The organism is Segatella copri (assembly GCF_949820605.1).
Taxonomy (GTDB): Bacteria; Bacteroidota; Bacteroidia; order Bacteroidales; family Bacteroidaceae; genus Prevotella.
In genome coordinates, this window is record NZ_CATKVU010000006.1 from 455,296 (window position 1) to 477,788 (window position 22,493).

Genomic DNA, 22,493 nt, shown 5'->3' on the forward strand with positions numbered 1-22,493 from the left:
AAAAGCTACGAATGCGGCTATAAGTGTTTACTATAGCGAAAATAGGCTTTGCGGGCTTTTCTTTTCTCTTTCTCATGCATTTCTAGCCCTTTCTATGTTCTTTATATCAGTTTTTTTTCGTAATTTTGCAACCGGATTATTATAAACAGGAAAGAATATGCTGAATATTGATGAAATAAAGGATAAGAGAATTGCCGTGCTCCTTTCGGGGGGTGTCGACAGTTCGGTTGTGGTTTGGGAGTTTGCCCAGCTGGGCCTGCATCCTGATTGCTTCTACATCAAGATTGGTCCTGAGGAGAAAGAGGAGTGGGACTGCTCTTCGGAGGAGGACCTGGAGATGGCTACGGCTGTGGCTAGAAAGTATGGGTGCAAGCTGCAAGTGGTTGACTGCCATCATGAATATTGGAACGAGGTAACCCGTTATACGATGGAGAAGGTGAAGGCTGGTTTTACGCCTAATCCGGATGTAATGTGCAACCGCCTGATTAAGTTTGGTGCCTTCGATGAGAAGATGGGTCACAACTACGACCTCATCGCCACGGGGCATTATGCGCAGACCGAAACGGATGAAAATGGCGATAAATGGCTTGTCACGAGTCCTGATCCTGTGAAAGACCAGACCGATTTCCTGGCTCAGATAGAGAGCTGGCAATTGAAAAAAGCGATTTTCCCTATCGGCCATCATATCAAGAATGAGGTTCGCGAGATAGCCGAAGAGGAGCATCTGATAAATGCTAAGCGCAAGGACAGTCAGGGAATCTGCTTCCTGGGACAGATAAATTATAATGATTATATCCGCCGTTATCTGGGCGAAAAGCCGGGCGATGTCATAGAGATGGAAACGGGCAAGCGCATAGGCGAGCACAAGGGTTTGTGGTTTCATACCATCGGCCAGCGCAAGGGCTTGGGCTTTGGCGGCGGTCCCTGGTTCGTGATTAAGAAGGATGTAGAGAACAATATCCTGTATGTGAGTCATGGTTATGATCCGCAGTCGGCATACAAGAAGGATTTTCCTCTCCATGATTTCCATTTCCTCACACGCGAGGTTGCGATGCAGAAGGTAACTTTCAAGATTCGCCATACGCCGGAGTATCATCCTGCTAAGATAGAAAAGCTAGAAGACGGCCGCTGGATGATTCATTCAGAAGAGGCGATTCATGGTGTGGCTCCCGGCCAGTTCTGTGTAGTTTATGATGAGCATCATCATCGTTGCTATGGCTCGGGCGAGATTACGGTATAAAAAGAAAAAGGGAGTATCATCAGCATTTTTTCATTTGCTGAATACTCCCAATATTTATAATTCTGTTTCAGGCATTTTGCTCGTGGGCATAATTTGCATAGTTGCCCAAAATCTGTTCAATATGGATTACTTCTGGACAAGAATCCCAAGTAAAGCCACCCCCCATGAGATACCAGTTGTTTCTTTCTTTTACTGGGACTTTTTTCATGCTTGGGAATGCAGAGATAGGCATCGTTATGGAACGGCCATCTTGCAGGGTAACTTCAAACTTACCTCTTTTGGGAAAGGATAAAGCCTTTATCTTTGGCTTCACATCCCAATAACCTTCTTTCTGATACATATTCTTACTCTTTTATTTTAATGATTTTTATTGTCTTACCTTTCTTAAACTGCTTCCATTGATGAAGTAATTTAGATTGGTATTTTTCTGCTATCTTAATCACTTCTTTGACCTGCTTATCTGTTAAGTCACCTTGTTTTGCCAATTCTATATTTGGCTCTAACCAAATTTTGCAGAGTTCTTCTGTCCCTCGTTTACCCACATGAACATGAGCTCTGTTTTCATGGAAATCTGTATTGTAAAACAGAAAGTTCCATATTATTTTGGCAGTTATATAGAGAAGTACTTTAGGCATAATTTAATATAATCTTATTGCTTTAACAAATCTATTTGCAAAGATACAAAGTTTTAGCGAAACAATAGCACTTTTATTGATTTATTTCTCTAAAAAATCAAACTGCATAGGAATTTATACTTTTTACCCTTCCCCGATAATGTTGTCCAGCAATCCCTGGCAGGCATCTTCGAGAAGCGTGATGACGAGCTCGAAGTCGCTATAGTCGCCATAATACGGATCGGGAACGGTGGTGTATTCACGATGGTGGGTCAGGAAATCGGCCATGCGCACTACTTTCTTCCTATCAGACTCTGAAGAAGCCATGGAGGTTATGGCACGGTAGTTTTCGTTGTCCATTACCACGATGGTTTCGAAACGGGCGAAGTCTGACTTCTGAAACTGGCGGGCATGGCTGTTGAAATTGTAGCCATGCTCGGCGCCACATTTGCGCATGCGGCTGTCGGGCAACTGACCTATGTGCCAGCCACCGATGCCCGCAGAATCGATTTCAAACTCATCCTGAAGCCCTGCTTTTTCTACAAGACTCTTCATGATTCCCTCGGCTGCCGGAGAGCGGCAGATGTTGCCCAGGCAGATAAATAATACGGTATGTTTACCTTTCTTTGTCATGTTGCTAACTTTTTTTTTGTTTGCAAAGTTAGCATAAATCTCTGTATTATGCAAGATTTTTCTTCATTTTTCTTCCCACAAATTCTTAATTCTCACTTTATTTCCGTATATTTGCAGCCAAAAAACAGCACATGACAACAACACTTATCATATTGGTTATTACGGTAGCCCTATTCATCTGGGGCAGGGTGAGGGCCGACATCGTGGCGCTTACCGCCCTGGCAGCACTCCTGGTTCTGGGTATCCTGACGCCTGCCGAGGCGCTGGCGGGCTTCTCTTCGCCCATCGTCATCATGATGATAGGACTCTTCGTGGTGGGTGGAGCTATCATGCAGACCGGACTTGCCAAGCTTACGGGCAATAAACTCATGGCGCTCTCGCGCGGCAACGAAACCGTTACCTTTCTGCTCGTAATGCTCGTAACCTCCTTTATCGGCGCCTTCGTGAGCAATACCGGAACGGTGGCCCTCATGATGCCTATCATCATGAGCATAGCTGCGGGCTCGGGCATGCAGTCGTCGCGTTTCCTCATGCCGCTCGCCTTTGCCGGAAGTCTGGGCGGAATGCTCACCCTCATCGGTACGCCGCCCAACCTGGTTATCGATGAAGTATTGACCGAGAGCGGTTATCAGCCGCTTGCCTTCTTCAGCTTCTTCCCTGTGGGCATCATCGTCATCGCCATCGGCATCATCGTGCTCATGCCGCTCAGCAAAATCTTCCTCAGCAAAAAGCAGAGCGGTAAGAAAAAGAAGCAGGGCAAATCGCTTGATGACCTGGTAGACGAATATCAGCTGCTTGATAATTTGCATCGCTACATCGTGCCTAGCCGCCGCCCTTCTGCCACCCTCGACGAGAATGGCGAGCAGATGGATATCGTGGGCAAAACCCTGAAGGATCTGAGCATCCAGAAGAAATATGGCGTGAGTATCATCGAGATAAGAAACGAGAAGAAATCACGACTGGGACTGGTGAAGGATGTGAGCCAGAACATGGCGAAGAGCAGCAGCACCATTCAGGTTCACGATACCTTATATATAATAGGTGAGGAGGAGAAGATGAAATGCTTTGCCAACGATTACGGCCTCAGGAAGATGAAGGATGTGAAGATTGATTTCTACGACTTGGGACTGACCGAAATCGTGGTGATGCCTACGTCTAATTTTGCCGGTCTGCGCATAGGCGATGCCAACCTGCGCAAGCGTTTCGGCATCAACGTGCTGGGCGTAAAGCGTGGCGATGAATATATTACCGACAATCTGATAGCCACCAAGCTGCATGTGGGCGATATGCTCCTGGTGCAGGGCGAATGGACCAATTTGGCTCATCTGGCTACCGATACGAGCAACTGGGTGGTTATCGACCAGCCAGAGAAGACTGCCGACAAGGTGCTCTTGGATTACAAGGCGCCTGTTGCGGCTGCCATCATGCTGCTGATGATTGCGATGATGGTATTCGATTTCATTCCTGTGGCTCCGGTCACGGCGGTCATCATCGCCGGACTGCTGACCGTCTTTGCCGGTTGTTTCCGGAATGTGGAGGCGGCTTACAAGACCATCAACTGGGAGAGCATCGTGCTGATAGCCGCCATGATGCCGATGTCTACGGCGCTTGAGAAGACGGGTGCTTCTGCCTTGGTTTCTCAGGGGCTGGTAGAGAGTTTGGGTTCGATGGGACCTACAGCTCTCTTGGCAGGTATCTACTTCACCACTTCTCTGATGACGATGTTTATCAGCAATACTGCCACGGCTGTGCTGATGGCTCCTATTGCCCTGGTGGCGGCCCGACAGGTAGGTGTGAGTCCTTATTCCTTCCTCTTTGCGGTTACGTTGGGCGCCAGCATGTGCTTTGCCTCTCCGTTCTCCACGCCTCCTAATGCGCTGGTGATGAAGGCGGGTGGTTATACGTTTATGGATTACGTGAAGGTAGGTTTGCCTCTGCAGATTATCATCGGCGTTGTGATGACCTTCGTTCTTCCGCTCCTTTTTCCTTACTAAGGATTTTTGATATCAAAATAAAAGCCCCTGATGTTTTTCCCGCATTGGGGGCTCTTTTTTTTTATCGGATTAAATCAGGCCTTTTTATTTTCCCAATTAGGGAGATTTTTTTCTCCAACTGGGCAAATGATTTTGCGCGCTTTCTGAATCACGATGCAAAGATACGAAATCCCGTTTTATCAGTTGTGCGATAGCGTGCGATGTCGTGCGATAGCGGAACATTTTCCGCTAATCTCTTTTCTTCGTGTTCACGGAAGTTGGGACAGATGTTTTCAACGATGTTGGACAGTTGTTTTCAACGATGTTGGACAGTTGTTCCTTATTATAGCTCGAATCGGCAACAAGATAGGTCTTCATACGGCATGATTTCTCCTAATTGAGGGCGGAATACTGAAAAATAGCCCCATTTATCTCCACTTCGAGTATCGGGAAGAGCATCGGAAATAAGGTTTCCTGCATGTCTTTTGATGCCTGAGAGATGGCAAATTTTACAAATTCAGTACCCTTGCTGGGTTTGGGCTTCGCCGGAGCGATGTTGCTAAAAATATTATAATCCATTGCTTTTTAGAGAGTTAAATCAAATTTCATGTTCATTTTTTCTTGCTTGCAGTCTCAGTCTCAGAGTCTCAGTTGTTTTTTTATGGTCTCGCTTCCTATATATATTATATATAACTAATTAATAATCATTAAGTTATAACGATTTAAGAAGCGGGTTTGAAGTTGGAATGTGACATTTTTCCTAACTGAGACTGAGATTTGAGACTGTTTTGAAGAGGAAATGAGGGTAGGGATAATCCTGTTACCGGCCCCCCGAAATCCCCATTTCCTCTAGAAAGCCTCACTCCGTTTTATCTCTTTTTACCCTCGCAATCATCAAAAAATTGTTTGCGGTTCTCTGTCATCTCTTAATAGTAGTATAGTAGTATCAACATTCCTCTTCTGGAGTTTTCAAGTCGTTATTTCAGCGAAGAACGCAACGAAGAAGGGGTGGAAGTTCATTCAAAAATAGAACTGCAGCCACTCAATAAGGATGGCTTCGAGACCATAGAAATTCCGGAAGATAATGAAGCCAAGATTGCTACCATCGGCGTTTTGAAATACATTATCCGTTAAAGATAAAAGGGCAAAAGCATTACCTTGTCAATATATGGTATGATGCTTTTGCCCTTTCTTTCTGTATGTCTTTTATTCCCCTTTCTTTTCTTCCGTTTTATTTATTCCACCTCCTCGCACATCGCCATCTCTGCTCCCCGGTAAATCACAACGAGCTGATGAAGCTTCGTGGTTTTCACGGATTTGTGCACGATGTCGCTATTGGCGTAGCGCCTTATCTGGGCTGAGGCTTCCTCGAAGAGATGGTTCAGCTGCTCATCGCTGGTGCCCGGCTTGCAATATTTCAATTCCACGATGTAGGAATCTTCTATGTCCTTATAGATGTCGCAGAGGGGTAGCAGGAAGATGTCGGCATAACCGCCATCGTTGTCAAGTTCAGAAATAGGACGGTAGAACTTGCATTGGCTCGTCATCGCCAGAGTGAAACCATGAACGTAGGCTTCGCCCTTCTGCTTGTCGCGCTGGGAGGAGAAGCGCTTCAGGCAATCGGCTATGTAGGCAAAGTAGGGCTTGAATGCACCTTCGTAAGCCAACTTGCTCTCCAGCTGGGTCTTGTCGTATTGCTCAAAGGTGAGGTCGTTCTCCTTGTAGGTATCCAGCAGATAGGTGTACATCTGGTCGCGCACCACCTCGTTGGGAACCACAAAGCGGGTGTTGCCCTGGTAGGTGCCGTCTATCGTTACCATGCCGAAATAGAAGAGCAGACTCAGGAAATTATCTGGGTCGTTGATGCGCTCGGCAGGGAAATTCTCCATCAGGGTTCCCGTGGTGAATCCCCTGGTCACGATATCCTGAATGATGCTGGCATCGTGGGCAAACTCCTTGTCATGGCGGATGAGCATGCGAATCTTGTCGTAGTCGATGCGGATGTTGGTTTCCACCAGTTTCTTCGGAATATCATAATCGTTGCGGATGTAATTATCTACAAAGTAGAGTACCATCACGGAGTTGTACATGGTTGTCTTGCTGTACTCTTCTTCTGAGAAGCAATAATTATCATACCATGGCTTCATCACTTCTATCAGCTCATCCACGCTGTGGTGAAATGGCAGCACGCTGGCGTAATAAGCCAGCATTTCACGCACTTCCTCCTCGGTGAATCCTACCATCTCGTTGAACTCCTGAGACAGGGAATAGTTGGTACCGATGTTGAAACCGCTGGTCAGATCATCCATGGTTACGGGACTTACTCCTGTAACAAAAACTCTGCCCAAAGAATCTCCGGCGGCTCCCTTGATTGTGTCGAAGAAATGTCGCAGATATCCCTCACCGTGAGTCTGCTCGCGGTATCGTTTTTCATGCTCCTTGTGGGCAAGAATCTGATTGGTAAAGTGGTCGTATTCATCGATGAAGAGATAAATCTTCAAGCCTGCTTCAGCACATTTGTCGCATAGAAATCCCAATTGGGCAACGGCATCTTCCTTTTGGTTCATCTCTTCCTTTGTGTGCGGTGGCAAAAGGTGGGCGTATCTGCTGCAGAAGGTATTGAACTTGTTGCTGCAATGGGCATCAAGTCCTTTTTTATAATTATCCAATCCTGCTGAAATCATGGCAAAATTCAGGTGAAGGATGAGATAGCTGTTGCGTTCGGGGGTAGGATTCTCTCCGATGTAAAGCTTGCCGAAGAGGCTTTCGAACTTATCCTTCTTGTTGATGTCGTAATAGTTTTCGAGCATGGAGAGGGTAAGGCTCTTGCCAAATCGGCGAGGGCGAATGAAGAAGAAATACATGTTAGATTCTTCTATTTTCTCAATGAATGGGGTCTTGTCAACATAGTAACAATCTCTTTCCATTACATCTTCAAAGTTCTGCATTCCGTAAGGGATGCGTTTGCGATAGATTCGCTTTTGTCTTTCTATTTTTGCCATAATCGAAACCTGCTTTTTGTTTTTATGCCGCAAAGTTAAGATTATTATTTGGAATAAGCAAAGTTTTCGGGGCTTTTTCTTGGTGGTTTATCAGAAAATGAGTAGTTTTGCGGACGTGAATCAAATAGATAACGAATAAGATAATGGATAAGATCACGACTCAAATTACGATGCTCGGAACGGGAAATGCTACGGTTTCCCAGATTTATAATACCTGTTTTGTGCTCCAGACTCCCAGCACCCTGATGCTGGTGGATGCGGGCGGAGGAAACGGAATACTGGCGCAGCTGAAGAAGGTGAATGTTCAGATTTCTGATATTCATCACCTCTTCGTTACCCATGCCCATACCGACCATGTGTTGGGTGTGATCTGGGTAATCCGAATGGTGGCACAATGTAAGGGATATGAGGGATTGCTGCATGTGTATGGAAACGACAAGGTGATGAAGGTGATCAAGACCATCATCGACATGATTCTTGCCAAGAAGCAACTGACTAAGGTGGCAGAAAGGGTGGTGTTCCATCAGCTGGAAGATGGCGATTGTTTCGAAGTGGGGGATATGAAGCTGGAATGCTTTGATATTCAGTCTACTAAGGAAAAACAGTTCGGATTCCGAGCAGAGTTGCCTTCTTCTGATGAATCGGGTAAGCCTTTGGTCTTGGCGTGCCTGGGTGATGAACCTTATAACGAGCAGAACCGACGCTACATAGTGGGGGCTGACTGGATGATGTGCGAGGCGTTCTGTCTCTATGCCGACCGCGATACTTTCAAGCCTTATGAGAAGTGCCACAGCACGGCGCTTGATGCCGGAAAACTGGCGGAGGAACTGGGCGTGAAGAATCTTATCCTGTATCATACGGAGGAGAAAACACTCGCTAATCGTAAAGAAAATTACACCCGTGAAGCTGCCAAGAACTTCAAGGGTAGAATCTTCGTTCCGGATGATTTGGAGGTGATAGAGCTGTAGGATTTTATTTGTCCCACAGATTTCTTTGTCCCACAGATTTCACAGATTTACACAGATTCTTGACCTGTTCGGTCTTTGGATAAAAAGGCACGCAGATTTTTTGTTTGAATATTTAGGGAATTATCCTCCCGATTATGGCAAGAATGAATCTGTGTAAATCTGTGGTATCTGTGGGACTTTTGAAGAGACTCACTTTTTCAGTCTTTTTTAATACGCTTCTCCCTGCCTTTTTTAATACGCTTCTCCCTGCCTTTTTTAATACGCTTCTCTCTGCTCTATTTCTTCCTGCGTAATGCGCTTGCGGTCGATGGCGCGCCAGGCAAAGACGATGTAGGCGAGCACGAACGGGATGAGGAGGGAAACTATCGCCATGGTGCGGAGCGTGAACTCGCTGCTGCAACTGTTGGCGAGAGTGAGCGAACTCTGAAGGTCGATGTTGGATGGATAGTAGGCGGTATTGTTCCAGCCGGCTATCAGCAGCAGAACCAGCACGGTGAGCACGGTTCCGATGCCCGTAAACCAGATTCCCTTTCTATACTGCACGCTCCTCGATGACTTGAAAATGCCGAAAAGAACGAGTACTACACCTATTAATAATATTACAATCAAGATTGGCATCTCCAGAAGATTGTGAAGATACTTCATGCTCTCAATCGTAATACCGGAAGAAGTGCTGAATCCATCCTTTACCAGCAATCTGATGAGGAATGGCAGGAAGAACAATAGGAAGAGCAGGGCATTCCATGGTAACTGGCGGGTGCAACGCTCCTGAATCTGCGGGTGCTCGATGTTGTTCTTGATGTAGAGCATGCCCAGAATGCGGGCTAGCATCAGTACGGCAAGTCCCAGCACCACGTTCCATGGGTCGAGCAGGGCATCAAGACCATGACTGGCGTTTGCCCAGCGGCTGATGACGGGTTGCAGACTGTTGGTAATATTGCCTTTGTCTATCAGGAAATTGCTGCCGTTGAAGAAAGTGGCTACGGCTCCGCCAAGAAGCAGCGGACCCACGATGCCGTTGATGATGAGGCAGATCTGAAAGGTCTTCGGTCCAAGAAAATTACCTATCTTGTTCTGGAATTCATAGCTCACGGCTTGAATCACAAACGAGAAAAGGATGATCATCCACAGCCAGTAGGCTCCGCCGAAACTGGTGCTGTAGAACAGCGGGAACGAGGCAAAGAAGGCTCCGCCGAAGGTGACGAGCGTGGTGAAGGTGAACTCCCATTTTCGTCCCGTAGAGTTGATGATGAGGCGACGCTCTTCTTCCGTTTTTCCCAAACAGAATATCAAGGTGTTGGCTCCCTGTACAAACATGAGAAACACCAGCAGGGCTCCTAATAATGATACGAGGAACCACCAGTATGATTGCAAAAATTCGTATGTCATAATACTTTCGGGTTTTGTTGTTTACTGAAAAACTATCCTATGATTCTTTTCGAAATCTTTCTGAAAAACATTGATTATCAGAGAGATTATTCATATTCCGGTCCTTTCTTAATCTGCTTCACCAGGATGCTGATTTCCACGGCAAGCATGGTGGTGAAGAGTGCCAGGAAGATGAAGAAGGTGGTGGCCACGCTGCCTGCCTCGATGTCGGAGATGGCGGCACTTACTGGCAGCAGGTCTTGGATGGTCCAAGGCTGGCGACCGATTTCTGCTACTATCCAGCCCGATTCTGAGGCGATGTAAGCCAGCGGAATCATGATGATGGCGGAAATGAGAAACCATCGGTATTGGGCGATTTCCTTCTTATAGACCAAGAATAGGCTGAGGGCGAAGAAGAGGATGAGCAGGCATCCTACTCCCACCATCAGGCGGAAGGCGTAGAAGCAGATAGGGATGCTCGGCACCAGTTCCTTGGCGTCCTTGATGTAACCATATCCGAAGTATTTCATATTTTCCTTTAAGATAGGGAGCTGGTCTTGCGCCTTGGTTTCACGATAGGTTTTCAGGGCAACTATCGCCTTCTTGCCCCGGGCTATCTTTTCCTGCGCGGATGGTTCCCGGGTGCCATCCTCTTTAGTGTAACCCTTGAGAATATCGTTTACGCCTGGCACGTAGCCATCGGCTGTGCGGGTGGCTAAGAACGAGAGCATGTTGGGGATGGCGATGCGCATGGCTGGCTCCTGCTCGCTTTCGTAATCGGGCTGCTTGAAGGGGTGAACGGCTGCTATCGCCGTAAGGCTCTCGCCCTTTCCACCATTATATAAGGCTTCCATTGCTGCCAGTTTCATCGGCTGCACCTGTGCCACCTGATAGGCAGAGCTGTCGCCGGTCATCGCAGCCAGCAGGGTGGCGATGAGTCCTACTCCGGCACCCATCTTGATGCTCGCCTTCGCCAGTTGGGTTTCTCTCTTCTTCAGGAGATACCAGCAGCTTACGGCTACTACGAAGGTGGCGCCGATAATCCAGGAGGAAGTAACGGTATGGGTGAACTTGTTGATGGCGAATGGCGAGAGTGCCACATCCATAAACGAAGTCATCTCGAAGCGCATGGTGTCGGGATTAAATTCTTGACCTACAGGATATTGCATCCATGCGTTGGCTACGAGAATCCACCAGGCAGAAATGGTGGCGCCAAGTCCCGTGAGCCAGGTGGAGGCAAGGTGGAAGCCCCGGCTCACCTTATCCCAGCCGAAGAACATTACGGCTACAAAGGTGCTCTCCATGAAGAATGCCAGGATGCCTTCTATGGCTAGGGGAGCGCCGAATACGTCGCCCACAAACCAGGAGTAGTTGCTCCAGTTAGTGCCGAATTCAAACTCCAGGATGATGCCTGTGGCAACACCTATGGCGAAGTTCACGCCAAAGAGTTTTTGCCAGAAACGGCTTACGTGTTTCCAGAACGGCTTGTTGGTGCGGTAGTAGCATGTTTCGGCGATGCCCATGATTACTGCCAGTCCCAGGGTGAGCGGCACGAACAGCCAATGGTAGATGGCCGTGAGTGCGAATTGCGCCCTCGACCAGTCGATGGTGGCTGATGTAATGTCTAACAATAAATTTGTCATCATAGTTGAATGGTTTTATAATTGTTATTATATAATGTTTTTGTATTTATTTTGATGGTATAGGATTGAAATCCAGAGTTTTATCTGTTCAGAACTTCCTTGGAAACGAAGCCAGCCTTGTCTCCGTTCTTGGCATTCGTATTGATAAAATCTGGAAAGAAAAAGAGCTTGAGCACCAGGAAGATGATGGCAAGCTTGATGAGGATGACAGCCCACAACGTCTTGCCCAGGGTCATCGTCCTGAAACCATCGTAATAGAGATGGAATATCCGGGACAGCAGTCCTTGTTTCATCGGTTTTACATCCGTTTTCATCAGGTTTTTATCCTTTTTCTTCTGCATAAGCACTCCTTCTTTAAAAAATCTGCTGCAAATCTACAATAAAATTATGTAACTACCAAATATTTTCTTGAAAAAGTTACAAAAAGGTTGTTTTTAGATATCCCATAAGGGAGTTATTTTAAAGTTTTTCTTTTTAATTTCATCTGTTTATCCATCAAAAAGTAATCTATCTTCTCTAAAAACTCTCGTTTTATTCCTTTGTGTTAAAATCTTCTCCCCCAAAAATCGCCTATCTTTGCAGTCTCATTACAATAAAAAGTTACAATAATCTTTGTACTTTAAAGAGAAAACATCGTAGAATTCGTTGTGCTGGAAAATCTGATGTTTTTTTGTGGAATAAGTTTTGCGGTTTCATTAGAATTCATTATCTTTGTCCCCTAAAACATAGAAACATTTTAATCAGAAATAATCAGAAGAAATTATGAATATAGAATCTGTTAGAGAGTATTGCCTCTCGCTTCCCCTCGTAACCGAGGCTTTTCCTTTTGATGAGCAGACCTTGGTGTTTCGCATCTTGGGCAAGATCTTTGCCTGTGCTGACCTGGAGTGCCCGGAATGGGTTACGATGAAATGTAATGCCGATTACGCCCTCGAACTCCGGGAAGTGCATCCCGAAATAGAAGGCGCATGGCATTGGAATAAGAAATACTGGAATCAGGTAAACCTTTATGGCACGCTGGAAGATGATTTCATCCAGGCCCTGATTCGCCACAGTTATTCCGAAGTAGTGAAGAAGCTCAAGAAACAGGAAAAGCTTGAGCATCCTGAAATCATGGAGGTGGTGGAGTAGTTTCTACCACTCCACCTTATCGTTGAGAATCACGCCGTCGGTTGCATCTTCGGCTGTAAAGGTTTTGGTCTTATACTGCACGCAGAGCATCACGAGTGGTTCTGTACCGTTGTTGCGAACAGAGCGCTTGCCGGCTGGTGCTACTCTCACCACGCTTCCCTCCTGAATAGGGAATACCTTGCCATCTACCTGGAACTCGCCCTTGCCGCTGAGGAAGAAATACAGTTCCTCGTGGTTCTTGTGGGTGTGGAGGAATCCTGTCTCTGTGCCAGGAGCAAAGCTCTGGAATGAGAACTCGCCACCAGTAGCGTTCACGCTCTGACCTCCGAATACCTTTCCAGGAATCTTAATCTCAGGACCCATCTCTAAGGTGTAATCCTTGATTTCACTCATCTTACCAAAATCTGTGGCTGTGAAGTTTTCTGCCTTTGCAATAATCTTTGTTTCTTTCATCTTGTCTGTTATTTTAAAATGTTTATATTTCTTTTTTTTTTATTTCTTATTGTGAATTTGTGAATACTTCTGCTTTCAGCTTTCAATTCTGAATAGCGCTTGCTTTCAGCTTTCATTTCTGAATTGCGCTGCAAAGATACTGCGAAAAACTGGTTCCTGCAAGAGGGCACTTGGGGGTAAGATGGTTACCGGGAGGTAACTATTGCGAGGGAATGGGAGAAAGAAAAATGAAGCGTTAACTTAGATTAACTTGGTATGTTTGGTATCTTTCCGGATATTAGTTACTTTTGTAGCCTATTGCAGAATATTATAGAGTTTTGCAGAACATTATTGCAGAAAATTATAGATTATTGTAGAATATAAAGAAGATAGATTATGGGAAGAATGATAAAAGAAATGGTAGTGCAGGACTGTCCCATCCGTAACGTTCTGGCGCGCGTTTGCGACAAGTGGTCGCTACTGGTAATCTACACCCTGAAAAATCATCAGGATGGTCCCCTCCGGTTTAATGCCCTGCGTAAGCTGATTCCGGATATTTCGCAGAAAATGCTTACCAGCACGTTAAAATCGTTGGAGGCTGATGGCTACGTTACCCGCAAGGCTTATGCCGAAGTGCCGCCAAGAGTGGAGTATTCTCTCACACCCCGTACTGAAACCCTTATTCCTATTATGGATCATCTGATAGGATGGGCGCTGGATAACATGGCTGTGATTCTGAAGGATAGGGATAAGGCTGCAGGCTGATTTCCAAGATGAGTTTTCCTGAAGAATAATCCTAGATGAGATTTCCGGAAAAACATTCATTTTTTCTGTAGTTGGGGTAATGCGTGTTTTCGAGAATCTTCGTATCTTTGCACTCGGAAATCATGATCATCATATAACTATAAGTATAAAAAATATGTATATTGAGAAAATAAAGTCGCCAGCCGACTTGAAGAAGCTGGATTTGAAGGAGCTGCAGGTGGTGGCTGATGAAACCAGACAGGCTGTGCTGAACCGTGTAAGCAAGCATGGCGGTCATGTGGGACCGAACCTGGGATTCGTAGAGGCTACCGTGGCGCTTCACTACGTTTTTAATGCGCCAAAGGATAAGCTCGTGTTTGACGTAAGCCACCAATGTTATCCGCATAAGGTGCTCACCGGACGAGCTGCGGGATTCCTCGGCGATGTGGATGACATGAATGCCATTTCGGGCTATTCTTCTCCTGCCGAATGTCCGGAGTATGATAACTTTGAGGTGGGGCATACTTCCACTTCCGTGAGTCTTGCCACCGGTTTGCAGAAGGCGCGCGACATCAAGGGAACCGATGAGAACATCATCGCCATTATCGGCGACGGCTCCCTTTCTGGCGGCGAGGCTTTCGAGGGACTGGATGAGGCTTCGGAACTCGGTACGGGCATCATCATCGTGGTGAACGACAACGAAATGTCTATCGCCGAAAATCATGGCGGAATCTACAAGAACTTGCGTGCCCTGCGCCAGAGCAACGGCACCTGCGAGCACAACTGGTTCAAGGCGTGGGGTTTTGAATACAAGTATCTGGAAGAGGGTAACGACATCGAAAAACTCATCCAGGTTTTCGAGAGCGTAAAGGATACGGATAAGCCTACCGTGGTTCACATTCACACAGAGAAAGGTCATGGATTTGCGCCAGCCGTAGCCAACAAGGAGGCTTGGCATTGGGGAATGCCTTTCAATCTGGAAGACGGTTCGCGACCAAGAAGGAATGCCGATGGAACCCTCCCGAAGGTTGCTCCGACTGAAGATTACGGTACATTATTCTCTGACTGGATGCTCAGCAAGATGAAGCAGGATAATACCCTCATCGCCGTAACCGCCGGTACTCCTACTGCTGGCGGCTTTACTGCCGATAAACGCCAACTGGCTGGCAAGCAGCACATCGATATGGGAATCGCCGAAGAGCAGGCGGTAGCCATGATTTCGGGAATGGCGAAGGGTGGATTGCATCCGGTATGGACGGTTTACAGCACCTTCATCCAACGTGCCTACGACCAGATAGCGCAAGACCTCTGCATCAATTCCAACCCAGCCGTAATCAACGTGGTAGGAGGTGGAGTGAACTCGATGAACGACATCACCCACATCTGCCTTTTCGATATTCCGATGCTCTGCAGCATTCCGGGGCTCATCTATCTGGCTCCAACCACCTGCGAGGAGTATTTCGCCATGCTTCGCTGGAGCATTCTGCAGGATAAGAAACCTGTTGCCATCCGCGTGCCAAGCAATGGCGTGGTTCATACTTCAGAAACCGTTGATACAGAGTATGGTTACGAGGCAAAGTACAAGGTGATGCACCAGGGCGAGAAGGTGGCAGTCATCGCCGCCGGTTCGTTCTATCAGAAGGGCGAGAATGTAGTCCGCCTGTTGGCTGATAAGGGTATCGATGCTACTCTCATCAATCCCCGTTATCTGAATGAGGTGGATGCCGAAGTGCTGGATAGCCTGAAGGCAAACCATCAGTTGGTGGTAACCCTGGAGGATGGTTCGAAGGATGGCGGATTCGGCGAGCGTATCGCCTCTTACTATGGCACTTCAGAAATGAAGGTGATGGTGGGCGGCATCAGGAAGGGACTCTACGACAGATACGATGTGAAGGAATTGCTTTCGGATAATCGCCTGCTCGATGAGCAGATTGTGGAAGACGTTTTGTTAGTTATTAATGATTAATGATTAGTTAGACGGCATAGTTAGTTTTTATTTAACGAGAAATCCAAGCCGGAGAATCATCTCTAGCTTGGATTTCTTCTGTTTTATCATCGAATGTTTGTCTTAATCTCAGTCTTAATCTTAGTCATCATCCCAGTCATTATCTCAATCATCATCATCATCCCAATCTCTATCGTGCTTCCACTTCTTCTTGTCGTGCTTCCACTTCTTATCGTGCTTGTGATGCTTGTGATGCTTGCCCGGCTTTCCTGGTCCGTAAGTTTCATGAGTTCCGCCTGGCCATCCTGGTCTTCCGTAGCTGCACTCAGGGCGAGGGCGGCGCTTGTCGTGTCCCCAGTTATGCTTTGGATACTTGGTGTAAATATGGTGAACATACACATGATTATTCCAACCGATAGGGCGATAGAAATAGTAAGAGTCCTTGAATCTCTTCCATTGTCTGGCGGTCATCATGCGCTTGAGCTGCTTGTTGCGATAATGCCAGCCGTAGGCATCGATGTCGCGATAGCTGCGGATGCCGTCCAGGTAGGTGAAGTTGATGTTCAGGAGATTGTTGCGCTGGGCGTTGCTCAATCCCAGTTCTACCACCATCTTATCTGTGATAAAACGAGCCTCTGCCTGAATGTTTGTCAGTCTCTGAGCATTCATAGATGTAATCATCATCCATACTGCTACCAATGTCATAATCATTCTTTTCATAACTATCTTCTCTTTAAAGGGTTATTACTGCATTTATTTATTTCTGGTGCAAAGATAGGGAGAATAGCTGAAAACAACAAGGGGAAAACCATAAACCTGCGTATGATTTTCCCTAAAAGCATCGGGGAGATTCCTGTAACAAAATTGTAGCATTCTTTATCTGCAAATTCAAATCCTTGTAACCCCTTTGACATATTATACCCTTACCTTTGCACCCGAAATTTAACAAGTATTGCCCTGAAAGGGGAAATAGTTTAATATAGTTTAATAAGGTATTATAGTCAGATAAAGAAAAAATGGAAAAGAAAGTTTCGGGTAAGTATGGCAATAGCAAAGGCTTTGCTATGATGAAAGGTAGAGTAGCAACTGTAGTTTTGGCTTCGGCTTTATTATTGGGCGGAGGCTTGACTGCACAGGCTCAAAACTCAGCATTAACCACTTGTTCTCAGAGTGCAGCAACCGCTATTCCGCAGAATCCTAACTGGAAGGCGAATGCTGCCGAATGGCAGAAACTGAAGGGCGAAATCACCCTCTACATGACCAATGATATGGGTCGCAACGGCTACTACGACCAGAAGTCTATCGCCGAACTGATGGGCGAGATGGCTGGCACGGTAGATCCTGAATGCGTACTTGCCGTAGGCGACATCCACCATTTCAATGGCGTGGCTTCCACCCAGGATCCTCTGTGGCTTACCAATTACGAATACGTTTATTCTCATCCAGACCTGATGCTCGACTGGTTCCCGGTTTGTGGCAACCATGAGTATCGTGGTAATACTCAGGCTTTTATGGACTATGGTAAGGTGAGCCGACGCTGGATGATGCCAGCCAAATATTACACCAAGGTGTTCGACCACGAGGGAACCACCATCCGTGTCATCTTCCTCGACACCACACCTCTTATCGATTCTTATCGCAAGGCGACAGAAAAATATCCTGATGCCTGCAAGCAGGATGCTGAGGCTCAGCTCTCCTGGCTCGATGAAACCCTGAAGAATGCCAAGGAAGACTGGGTCATCGTGGTAGGTCATCATCCTATCTACGCCTACACCGAGAAGAAGGAGAGTGAGCGTCTCGACATGCAGAAGCGCCTTCTTCCTATCCTCCATAAATATAATAATGTGGCGATTTATGCCTGCGGCCATATCCACAACTTCCAGCACATCCAGAAGAAGGGCGACAACATCGACTACGTAGTCAATTCCTCTTCATCTCTGGCTCGCCCTGTGAAGCCTATCGATGGTACTGTGTTCTGCAGTTCTGCCGATGGTTTCTCTGTATTTACAGTAGATAAGAAGCAGCTGAGAATGTCGATGATAGACAAGGATGGAAAAATCATCCACACGGTTCTAAAGGTAAAAAAGTAAAAAGGCTTTTAAAGGTAAAAAAGTAAAAGGAGCTTTTTTGCGAAAAGAAACGAATGAAGATTTCAATAGCGATATAGATGAAAAGAATTTTACTGAGTGCGGCGCTTCTAGCCGCTGCGACTACCTCCATCCAGGCACATACGCTGGATGGTATAGTCAAGGATAACAAAACGGGTGAACCCCTCATCGGAACCGTAATCCGAGTAAAGGAGCTGCCTAACGTGAGTACCACCACCGGACTCGATGGTACTTTCACCCTGCATGAATTGCCTGATAAAGGCAAGTTTACCATCATCGTTTCCTACATGTCGTACAAGACCAGGGAGATGGTAGTAGATGTGGCTAAGAAAGACAAGGTGGATATTCCGATGGATGAAGACCTGAAGCAGTTGGGCGAAGTGGTGGTCACAGGCCACCGTGAATACCGCAGCGACCGTAGCGCCATAGAAACCGTGAAGAATGCCGGCAACGTGCTCAACGTGATGAGCCAGCAGAGCATCCAGCTTTCGCCTGATGTCAACGTGGCGAGCGTTCTGCAGCGTGTGTCGGGTGTAACCATGGAGCGTGATGCATCGGGCGAGGCTTCCTACGCCATCCTTCGAGGCATGGACAAGCGCTACAACTACACCCTGGTAAACGGCGTGAAGATTCCAAGTCCGGATGATAAAAACCGCTATATTCCGCTGAATATCTTCCCTTCAGATCTGATGGATCGCCTGGTAGTATCCAAGTCTCTGACAGCTGATATGGAAGGTGATGCAGCTGGCGGCGTAGTCGATATGGTGATGAAGGATGCCCCATCCCGCTTCCAGATTCAGGCGAATGCAGCCATCGGAGCAAGTGATTATTTCTGGAAGGATGGCAGAGATTATCTTACCAGCAACCGCTCTGATTATACAAAGAAGGCTCCTTACGAGGCTTTCGGAAAAGACTACAAGGCGCAGATGAGTGATTTCAAGAACGGCCCTGTTCAGTTGAAGAGCCATTCCATGCCATCTCCTAATTTCATTGGAGGTCTGAGCATCGGCAACCGCTTCTGGGGCGACCGCCTGGGCGTGATGCTCGCCGGAAGCGTGCAGAATACTTTCCGTGGCACCGAGCGCACCTACAATTCCGTAAAGATGGCTTCGGGCGAGCAGGCAATGTACATTTCCAATCTGCAACATCGCTACTACAGCATCCATGATCTTACCACGGGTGCTCATGCCAAGATAGATTTAACCCTGCCTGGCCACAAGCTGGAATGGTACAACATGTATGTGCACACCAATTCCAAGGGCATCAGATACAATAACAGCGTCAACACCGAATACATCGGAGCCGACAGCTATACCCAGGACGATGAGGTGCGCTCTCTCTCAACCACCCAGAGCATCTTCGCCACTAACCTGAAGGGTACGCATCATCTTACCAAGGATTTTACCGTAGATTGGTCGGGCGTATTCTCGCAGGCAAAGGAGGAAGATCCAGACAGAACCTACGTAACCCTGACGAATACCGTGAGCAGAAAAGCCGAGAATGGCGGCGATGCCGTATCGGGTTCCATCTGGGATGCCGACAAGAACATCACCAAGACCCTGCCAAAGAGTGCCGAGCGCCGGTTCCAGCACAACAAGGATACCGACTGGGCGGGTTACATCAACCTTTCTTACGATACCCATTTCGCCAATGATGTGGAGGCTCTCTGGAAGGCGGGTGCGCAGTATCGCAGAAAAGAGCGCAGCAACAGATATTATTCTTACATCTTCAATCCTGCTGACATCTCGCAGACGATGGATGGAAACGGATTAGAGCAGTATGCCAATATCGATTGGGTTTGCAAAACTCCTTATTCTCAGGCTTCGCAACTCAACTACGATTCCAAGGAGCACATCGGAGGCGCCTACGCCATGGTAACCCTGAAGAGCGAGGTGGGTGAACTGAATGCCGGTTTCCGTGCCGAGCATACCAACCAGATTTACACCATGCTCCAGCACTTCCGCAACATGGGACAGGTAGGCGAGCAGAGCTACTGGGATTATCTGCCATCTGCATCCATCAAATGGACTCCAACCAAGAAGATGAACGTGCGTCTCTCTTACTATCGCTCCATCAACCGTCCGGGCTTCTATGAGATTGTGCCTTATCAGATTATGGGCGAGGAGTATCAGGAGAAGGGAAATCCAAACCTGAAGCGTGCGCGCATCGACAACATCGACCTGCGCTGGGAGTGGTTCCCAAGCAAGACCGAGCAGATTCTTGCCGGCGTATTCTATAAGTATCTGAAGGACCCGATTGAGCAGGTGTTCGTAACTTCTGATGGCAAGATTGGTGCCGGAACCGATGCCTACTATACACCGGATAACCTGGGTAATGCCAAGAACATGGGATTCGAAATTGATGTAATCAAGTACATCCGCCACTTCGGAGTAAAGGCGAATTATACTTACACCCATTCAGAAATTACCACCTCGAAGCGTGAGTATAATGAGGGTAGTGCCGAGTATAAATCGGGCGTAACCCAGACCCGTCCGCTGGTTAACCAGGCTCCTCATACCGCCAATATCTCCTTATTATATAAGGATACGGAGAATGGCTGGAATGCTCAGCTTGCCTCTTCCTTCACGGGTACCAAGCTCGCCCTGGTTTCTCCTTTTAAGGATGCCGACCAGTGGGATAAGGCGATGTTCGGTCTCGACCTGAGTGCCGAGAAGCAATTCAAGAACGGCATCTCCGTCTTCTTCAAGGCAAACAATCTGCTCGATGCCAAGCGCGAGAGATACTTGAAGACCGTGAACAAGAGCAACCTGGAGTATGAGGGACAGAAGAGCGATAAGACCATCGTAGGTACATATAAGTACGGTAGAACCTTCCTACTGGGCGTAAGATACAAGCTTTAAATGGTAAAAAGGCTTTTAAAGGCAAAAAGGTAAAAAAGAAAAAAAGGTAAAAAATGAAAAAGATAAATACTTTTGCAGTTTTGCTTATGATGGTAGCAGCTGCAATGTTCTCCACATCTTGCGAGAACGATAATATAAATCCATACGATTACGTGAATAATGGCGCTAATGGTAGTGATGGCAACCAGAACCAGGGTTCTAAAGATGTCATTACAACTAAGGTGGCAGAATATCCTAAAGGCTCTCTGGTTTGGAGCAAGGATACTACCCTCAGCGAGAGCGTGGAGATTCCTGTAGGAACATCGCTCTACATCGAGCCGGGCGTAACTGTTACCTGCAAATCAGAGGTTCAGGTACCGGTAGAAATCGTGGTATTGGGCAATCTCTATTGTCTGGGAACCGCCGAGAAGCCAGTTACTATCACTTCTGATACCAAGAAACCTGCCGATTGGGGCGGCATCATCTGCGGCTACAATTCAGAAGAGGTGGTGCTCAACCACGTAGATGTGGCCTATGCCGGTGCTACTCCTACCGAGAGTTCTGCTTCTTTCCAGAACAAGCTTTTCAAGACTACCATTGATGGTGGTGTGCCAGCCTTCCACTTCTGTAATGTGAATGGTAAGTTCGTGATGGCAAACAGTTTCTTCCATGACAACTACAACGATCAGACTTACTTTACTGGTGGTAACGGTGTGATTATCAACAATATATTCGCTGATAGCGGAAATGCTGCCGATGGCGGCGAGGCTATCAACGTAAAGGCTGGTTGCAAACTTGATGTAGCCAACAACATCATCTACAACGCCTGCACCAACGCCTTCAAACTCTCTAATGCCGGCAATAGTGAGGTGATTCCGCTTACCGAGATGACTGCTTACAACAATACCGTAGTTAATTGCGGATGGCGCCGTGCCAAGAACAAGAAGGGTGGTTCTGTATGGGTAGAGAAGGCTGCGAAGCCAATCTTTGTGAACAACCTCATCTATGATTCACGTTTCGGCCTGAAGCAGCCAAAGAAGGATGGTGCTGATATGGAGCACAGCCGTCTTACTCCAAACTACTACTTTGCATCTACCGCAACAGGAGTAGAGCAGATGGCGAAGGATGCAGCTTTGGGCATCTGGTTTGATACTGATATCAAGAGCAGCGTGGCTGGTCAGTTCAACCCTCTCTTCAAGAGTTTCACTCAGAGCGACAAGATGAACATCAACTGCGAGATTGATAAAGTGGAGAATGGTGCTCCATTGGCATTCGATAAGACTTGGAATTTCGAGTATCAGGATAACAGTCCTGCTCTCTCTGGTGGTGTAACCGATTTTACTCCGCTCTTCCCTGGTGGTCTGCCATTCTTCGGTATGAAGCAGGTGAATTTCCTGGATAAGAATAACGACCAGAACTATTACTTTACCGCTCCATTGCCAAGCGCAAGATTCGGAGCGAGATTGTAAAAAGCTATTATATATCATAGCGCGATTAAATAAAAAGAGGATGCGTGCAGGCGACAGAGATGTAGCTTGCACGCTTTTCTTGTATAATCGGTTTTAGTTCAAGATAGAAACAACGTCTTTTCTTCATCTCTCTTATCTCCTTTCTTCCTTCTTCCTGTATTAATAATGTGTTAATCTCGGGAAAAATCTTGGTTGATTATAGGATAAAATGTTCTTTAACCCTATTGAAATCTCCGTTCATAGACGTTGAACGGCGGTTCGGCGTCTTTGAACGGCGGTTCAACGTCTTTGAACGGACATTCAACGTCTATGAACGGAGATTTTATCTAGGTATAAATGTTTTTTTTCTTAGTTGAAAGAACTGTTTTAGTAGGTTAAAATCC

Annotated in this window: 20 protein-coding genes; 10 read left to right on the plus strand and 10 right to left on the minus strand. The window is 46.8% G+C overall.

Features of this window, described 5'->3' with window-relative positions; genetic code table 11:
- The first annotated feature begins 160 nt into the window (after positions 1-160).
- Positions 161-1,240, plus strand: a complete 1,080-nt coding sequence (gene mnmA, locus RCO84_RS02900; RefSeq protein ID WP_117727460.1) for a tRNA 2-thiouridine(34) synthase MnmA — start codon at positions 161-163, stop codon at positions 1,238-1,240.
- 67 nt (positions 1,241-1,307) lie between these two features.
- Here mnmA and RCO84_RS02905 read toward each other — a convergent pair whose 3' ends face one another.
- The 3 genes from RCO84_RS02905 to RCO84_RS02915 all read right to left on the minus strand — a co-directional run bounded on the left by RCO84_RS02905 (position 1,308) and on the right by RCO84_RS02915 (position 2,487).
- Entirely contained in the window at positions 1,308-1,580 is a 273-nt protein-coding gene (locus RCO84_RS02905) for a DUF2442 domain-containing protein (protein ID WP_117691669.1), read from the minus strand.
- 4 nt (positions 1,581-1,584) lie between these two features.
- Complete coding sequence (locus RCO84_RS02910) at positions 1,585-1,875, minus strand: DUF4160 domain-containing protein (RefSeq protein ID WP_117691667.1); 291 nt, start codon at positions 1,873-1,875, stop codon at positions 1,585-1,587.
- A 123-nt stretch (positions 1,876-1,998) separates the two neighbouring features.
- The gene (locus tag RCO84_RS02915; RefSeq protein WP_264908950.1) at positions 1,999-2,487 is read right to left on the minus strand and encodes a low molecular weight protein-tyrosine-phosphatase; all 489 of its coding nucleotides are present in this window, start codon (positions 2,485-2,487) and stop codon (positions 1,999-2,001) included.
- A 131-nt stretch (positions 2,488-2,618) separates the two neighbouring features.
- Between RCO84_RS02915 and RCO84_RS02920 the strand changes: the two genes are divergently transcribed.
- A complete protein-coding gene (locus tag RCO84_RS02920) occupies positions 2,619-4,481 on the plus strand; it encodes an SLC13 family permease (RefSeq protein WP_317583820.1) in 1,863 nt (620 codons plus the stop codon).
- Between the two features lie 372 nt (positions 4,482-4,853).
- Here RCO84_RS02920 and RCO84_RS02925 read toward each other — a convergent pair whose 3' ends face one another.
- Positions 4,854-5,039: a hypothetical protein gene (locus tag RCO84_RS02925; RefSeq protein WP_287850253.1), complete on the minus strand. Its 186-nt coding sequence runs from the start codon at positions 5,037-5,039 to the stop codon at positions 4,854-4,856.
- Between the two features lie 429 nt (positions 5,040-5,468).
- Here RCO84_RS02925 and RCO84_RS02930 point away from each other — a divergent pair, with 429 nt between their 5' ends.
- Entirely contained in the window at positions 5,469-5,594 is a 126-nt protein-coding gene (locus RCO84_RS02930) for a hypothetical protein (RefSeq protein WP_260849706.1), read from the plus strand.
- 101 nt (positions 5,595-5,695) lie between these two features.
- On the opposite strand, the gene RCO84_RS02935 is transcribed toward RCO84_RS02930, so the two are convergent.
- The gene (locus RCO84_RS02935; protein ID WP_317583824.1) at positions 5,696-7,462 is read right to left on the minus strand and encodes an ATP-binding protein; all 1,767 of its coding nucleotides are present in this window, start codon (positions 7,460-7,462) and stop codon (positions 5,696-5,698) included.
- A gap of 143 nt (positions 7,463-7,605) precedes the next feature.
- Here RCO84_RS02935 and RCO84_RS02940 point away from each other — a divergent pair, with 143 nt between their 5' ends.
- A complete protein-coding gene (locus tag RCO84_RS02940; protein ID WP_317583826.1) occupies positions 7,606-8,430 on the plus strand; it encodes an MBL fold metallo-hydrolase in 825 nt (274 codons plus the stop codon).
- A 255-nt stretch (positions 8,431-8,685) separates the two neighbouring features.
- On the opposite strand, the gene cydB is transcribed toward RCO84_RS02940, so the two are convergent.
- From cydB to RCO84_RS02955, 3 genes are all read right to left on the minus strand, one after another.
- A complete protein-coding gene (gene cydB / locus RCO84_RS02945) occupies positions 8,686-9,819 on the minus strand; it encodes a cytochrome d ubiquinol oxidase subunit II (RefSeq protein WP_317583828.1) in 1,134 nt (377 codons plus the stop codon).
- A gap of 86 nt (positions 9,820-9,905) precedes the next feature.
- The gene (locus RCO84_RS02950; protein ID WP_317585494.1) at positions 9,906-11,441 is read right to left on the minus strand and encodes a cytochrome ubiquinol oxidase subunit I; all 1,536 of its coding nucleotides are present in this window, start codon (positions 11,439-11,441) and stop codon (positions 9,906-9,908) included.
- Positions 11,442-11,521: 80 nt separating this feature from the next.
- Positions 11,522-11,782, minus strand: a complete 261-nt coding sequence (locus RCO84_RS02955; protein WP_260849705.1) for a DUF4492 domain-containing protein — start codon at positions 11,780-11,782, stop codon at positions 11,522-11,524.
- A gap of 421 nt (positions 11,783-12,203) precedes the next feature.
- Here RCO84_RS02955 and RCO84_RS02960 point away from each other — a divergent pair, with 421 nt between their 5' ends.
- Positions 12,204-12,572 (plus strand): MmcQ/YjbR family DNA-binding protein, encoded by a 369-nt coding sequence (locus tag RCO84_RS02960; protein ID WP_317583830.1) that lies wholly within the window; start codon positions 12,204-12,206, stop codon positions 12,570-12,572.
- 3 nt (positions 12,573-12,575) lie between these two features.
- On the opposite strand, the gene RCO84_RS02965 is transcribed toward RCO84_RS02960, so the two are convergent.
- Entirely contained in the window at positions 12,576-13,025 is a 450-nt protein-coding gene (locus tag RCO84_RS02965; RefSeq protein WP_317583831.1) for a cupin domain-containing protein, read from the minus strand.
- Between the two features lie 375 nt (positions 13,026-13,400).
- Between RCO84_RS02965 and RCO84_RS02970 the strand changes: the two genes are divergently transcribed.
- Entirely contained in the window at positions 13,401-13,769 is a 369-nt protein-coding gene (locus tag RCO84_RS02970) for a winged helix-turn-helix transcriptional regulator (RefSeq protein ID WP_287837199.1), read from the plus strand.
- Between the two features lie 154 nt (positions 13,770-13,923).
- Positions 13,924-15,714 (plus strand): 1-deoxy-D-xylulose-5-phosphate synthase, encoded by a 1,791-nt coding sequence (locus tag RCO84_RS02975; protein ID WP_317583833.1) that lies wholly within the window; start codon positions 13,924-13,926, stop codon positions 15,712-15,714.
- A 144-nt stretch (positions 15,715-15,858) separates the two neighbouring features.
- Here the strand turns inward: RCO84_RS02975 and RCO84_RS02980 are convergent, their stop codons facing one another.
- A complete protein-coding gene (locus tag RCO84_RS02980; protein WP_317583834.1) occupies positions 15,859-16,413 on the minus strand; it encodes a hypothetical protein in 555 nt (184 codons plus the stop codon).
- 296 nt (positions 16,414-16,709) lie between these two features.
- Between RCO84_RS02980 and RCO84_RS02985 the strand changes: the two genes are divergently transcribed.
- The 3 genes from RCO84_RS02985 (at position 16,710) to RCO84_RS02995 (ending at position 22,110) form a co-directional block, all read left to right on the plus strand.
- Positions 16,710-17,783 (plus strand): metallophosphoesterase, encoded by a 1,074-nt coding sequence (locus tag RCO84_RS02985; RefSeq protein WP_144151972.1) that lies wholly within the window; start codon positions 16,710-16,712, stop codon positions 17,781-17,783.
- A 77-nt stretch (positions 17,784-17,860) separates the two neighbouring features.
- On the plus strand, positions 17,861-20,662 hold the full coding sequence (locus RCO84_RS02990) for a TonB-dependent receptor (protein ID WP_317583836.1): 2,802 nt from the start codon (positions 17,861-17,863) through the stop codon (positions 20,660-20,662).
- A gap of 53 nt (positions 20,663-20,715) precedes the next feature.
- A complete protein-coding gene (locus tag RCO84_RS02995; RefSeq protein WP_317583838.1) occupies positions 20,716-22,110 on the plus strand; it encodes a hypothetical protein in 1,395 nt (464 codons plus the stop codon).
- The last annotated feature ends 383 nt before the right edge of the window (positions 22,111-22,493 follow it).

Excerpts from the sequence above, each read along its gene's own strand:
- RCO84_RS02965 (WP_317583831.1), bottom strand. The coding sequence starts at position 13,025 with ATGAAAGAAACAAAGATTATTGCAAAGGCAGAAAACTTCACAGCCACA.
- RCO84_RS02940 (WP_317583826.1), top strand. The coding sequence starts at position 7,606 with ATGGATAAGATCACGACTCAAATTACGATGCTCGGAACGGGAAATGCT.
- RCO84_RS02985 (WP_144151972.1), top strand. The coding sequence starts at position 16,710 with ATGGAAAAGAAAGTTTCGGGTAAGTATGGCAATAGCAAAGGCTTTGCT.
- RCO84_RS02980 (WP_317583834.1), bottom strand. The coding sequence starts at position 16,413 with ATGAAAAGAATGATTATGACATTGGTAGCAGTATGGATGATGATTACA.
- RCO84_RS02910 (WP_117691667.1), bottom strand. The coding sequence starts at position 1,875 with ATGCCTAAAGTACTTCTCTATATAACTGCCAAAATAATATGGAACTTT.
- RCO84_RS02970 (WP_287837199.1), top strand. The coding sequence starts at position 13,401 with ATGGGAAGAATGATAAAAGAAATGGTAGTGCAGGACTGTCCCATCCGT.
- RCO84_RS02905 (WP_117691669.1), bottom strand. The coding sequence starts at position 1,580 with ATGTATCAGAAAGAAGGTTATTGGGATGTGAAGCCAAAGATAAAGGCT.
- RCO84_RS02955 (WP_260849705.1), bottom strand. The coding sequence starts at position 11,782 with ATGCAGAAGAAAAAGGATAAAAACCTGATGAAAACGGATGTAAAACCG.
- cydB (WP_317583828.1), bottom strand. The coding sequence starts at position 9,819 with ATGACATACGAATTTTTGCAATCATACTGGTGGTTCCTCGTATCATTA.
- RCO84_RS02920 (WP_317583820.1), top strand. The coding sequence starts at position 2,619 with ATGACAACAACACTTATCATATTGGTTATTACGGTAGCCCTATTCATC.
- RCO84_RS02925 (WP_287850253.1), bottom strand. The coding sequence starts at position 5,039 with ATGGATTATAATATTTTTAGCAACATCGCTCCGGCGAAGCCCAAACCC.
- RCO84_RS02915 (WP_264908950.1), bottom strand. The coding sequence starts at position 2,487 with ATGACAAAGAAAGGTAAACATACCGTATTATTTATCTGCCTGGGCAAC.
- RCO84_RS02995 (WP_317583838.1), top strand. The coding sequence starts at position 20,716 with ATGAAAAAGATAAATACTTTTGCAGTTTTGCTTATGATGGTAGCAGCT.
- RCO84_RS02960 (WP_317583830.1), top strand. The coding sequence starts at position 12,204 with ATGAATATAGAATCTGTTAGAGAGTATTGCCTCTCGCTTCCCCTCGTA.
- RCO84_RS02935 (WP_317583824.1), bottom strand. The coding sequence starts at position 7,462 with ATGGCAAAAATAGAAAGACAAAAGCGAATCTATCGCAAACGCATCCCT.
- RCO84_RS02950 (WP_317585494.1), bottom strand. The coding sequence starts at position 11,441 with ATGACAAATTTATTGTTAGACATTACATCAGCCACCATCGACTGGTCG.
- RCO84_RS02975 (WP_317583833.1), top strand. The coding sequence starts at position 13,924 with ATGTATATTGAGAAAATAAAGTCGCCAGCCGACTTGAAGAAGCTGGAT.
- RCO84_RS02990 (WP_317583836.1), top strand. The coding sequence starts at position 17,861 with ATGAAAAGAATTTTACTGAGTGCGGCGCTTCTAGCCGCTGCGACTACC.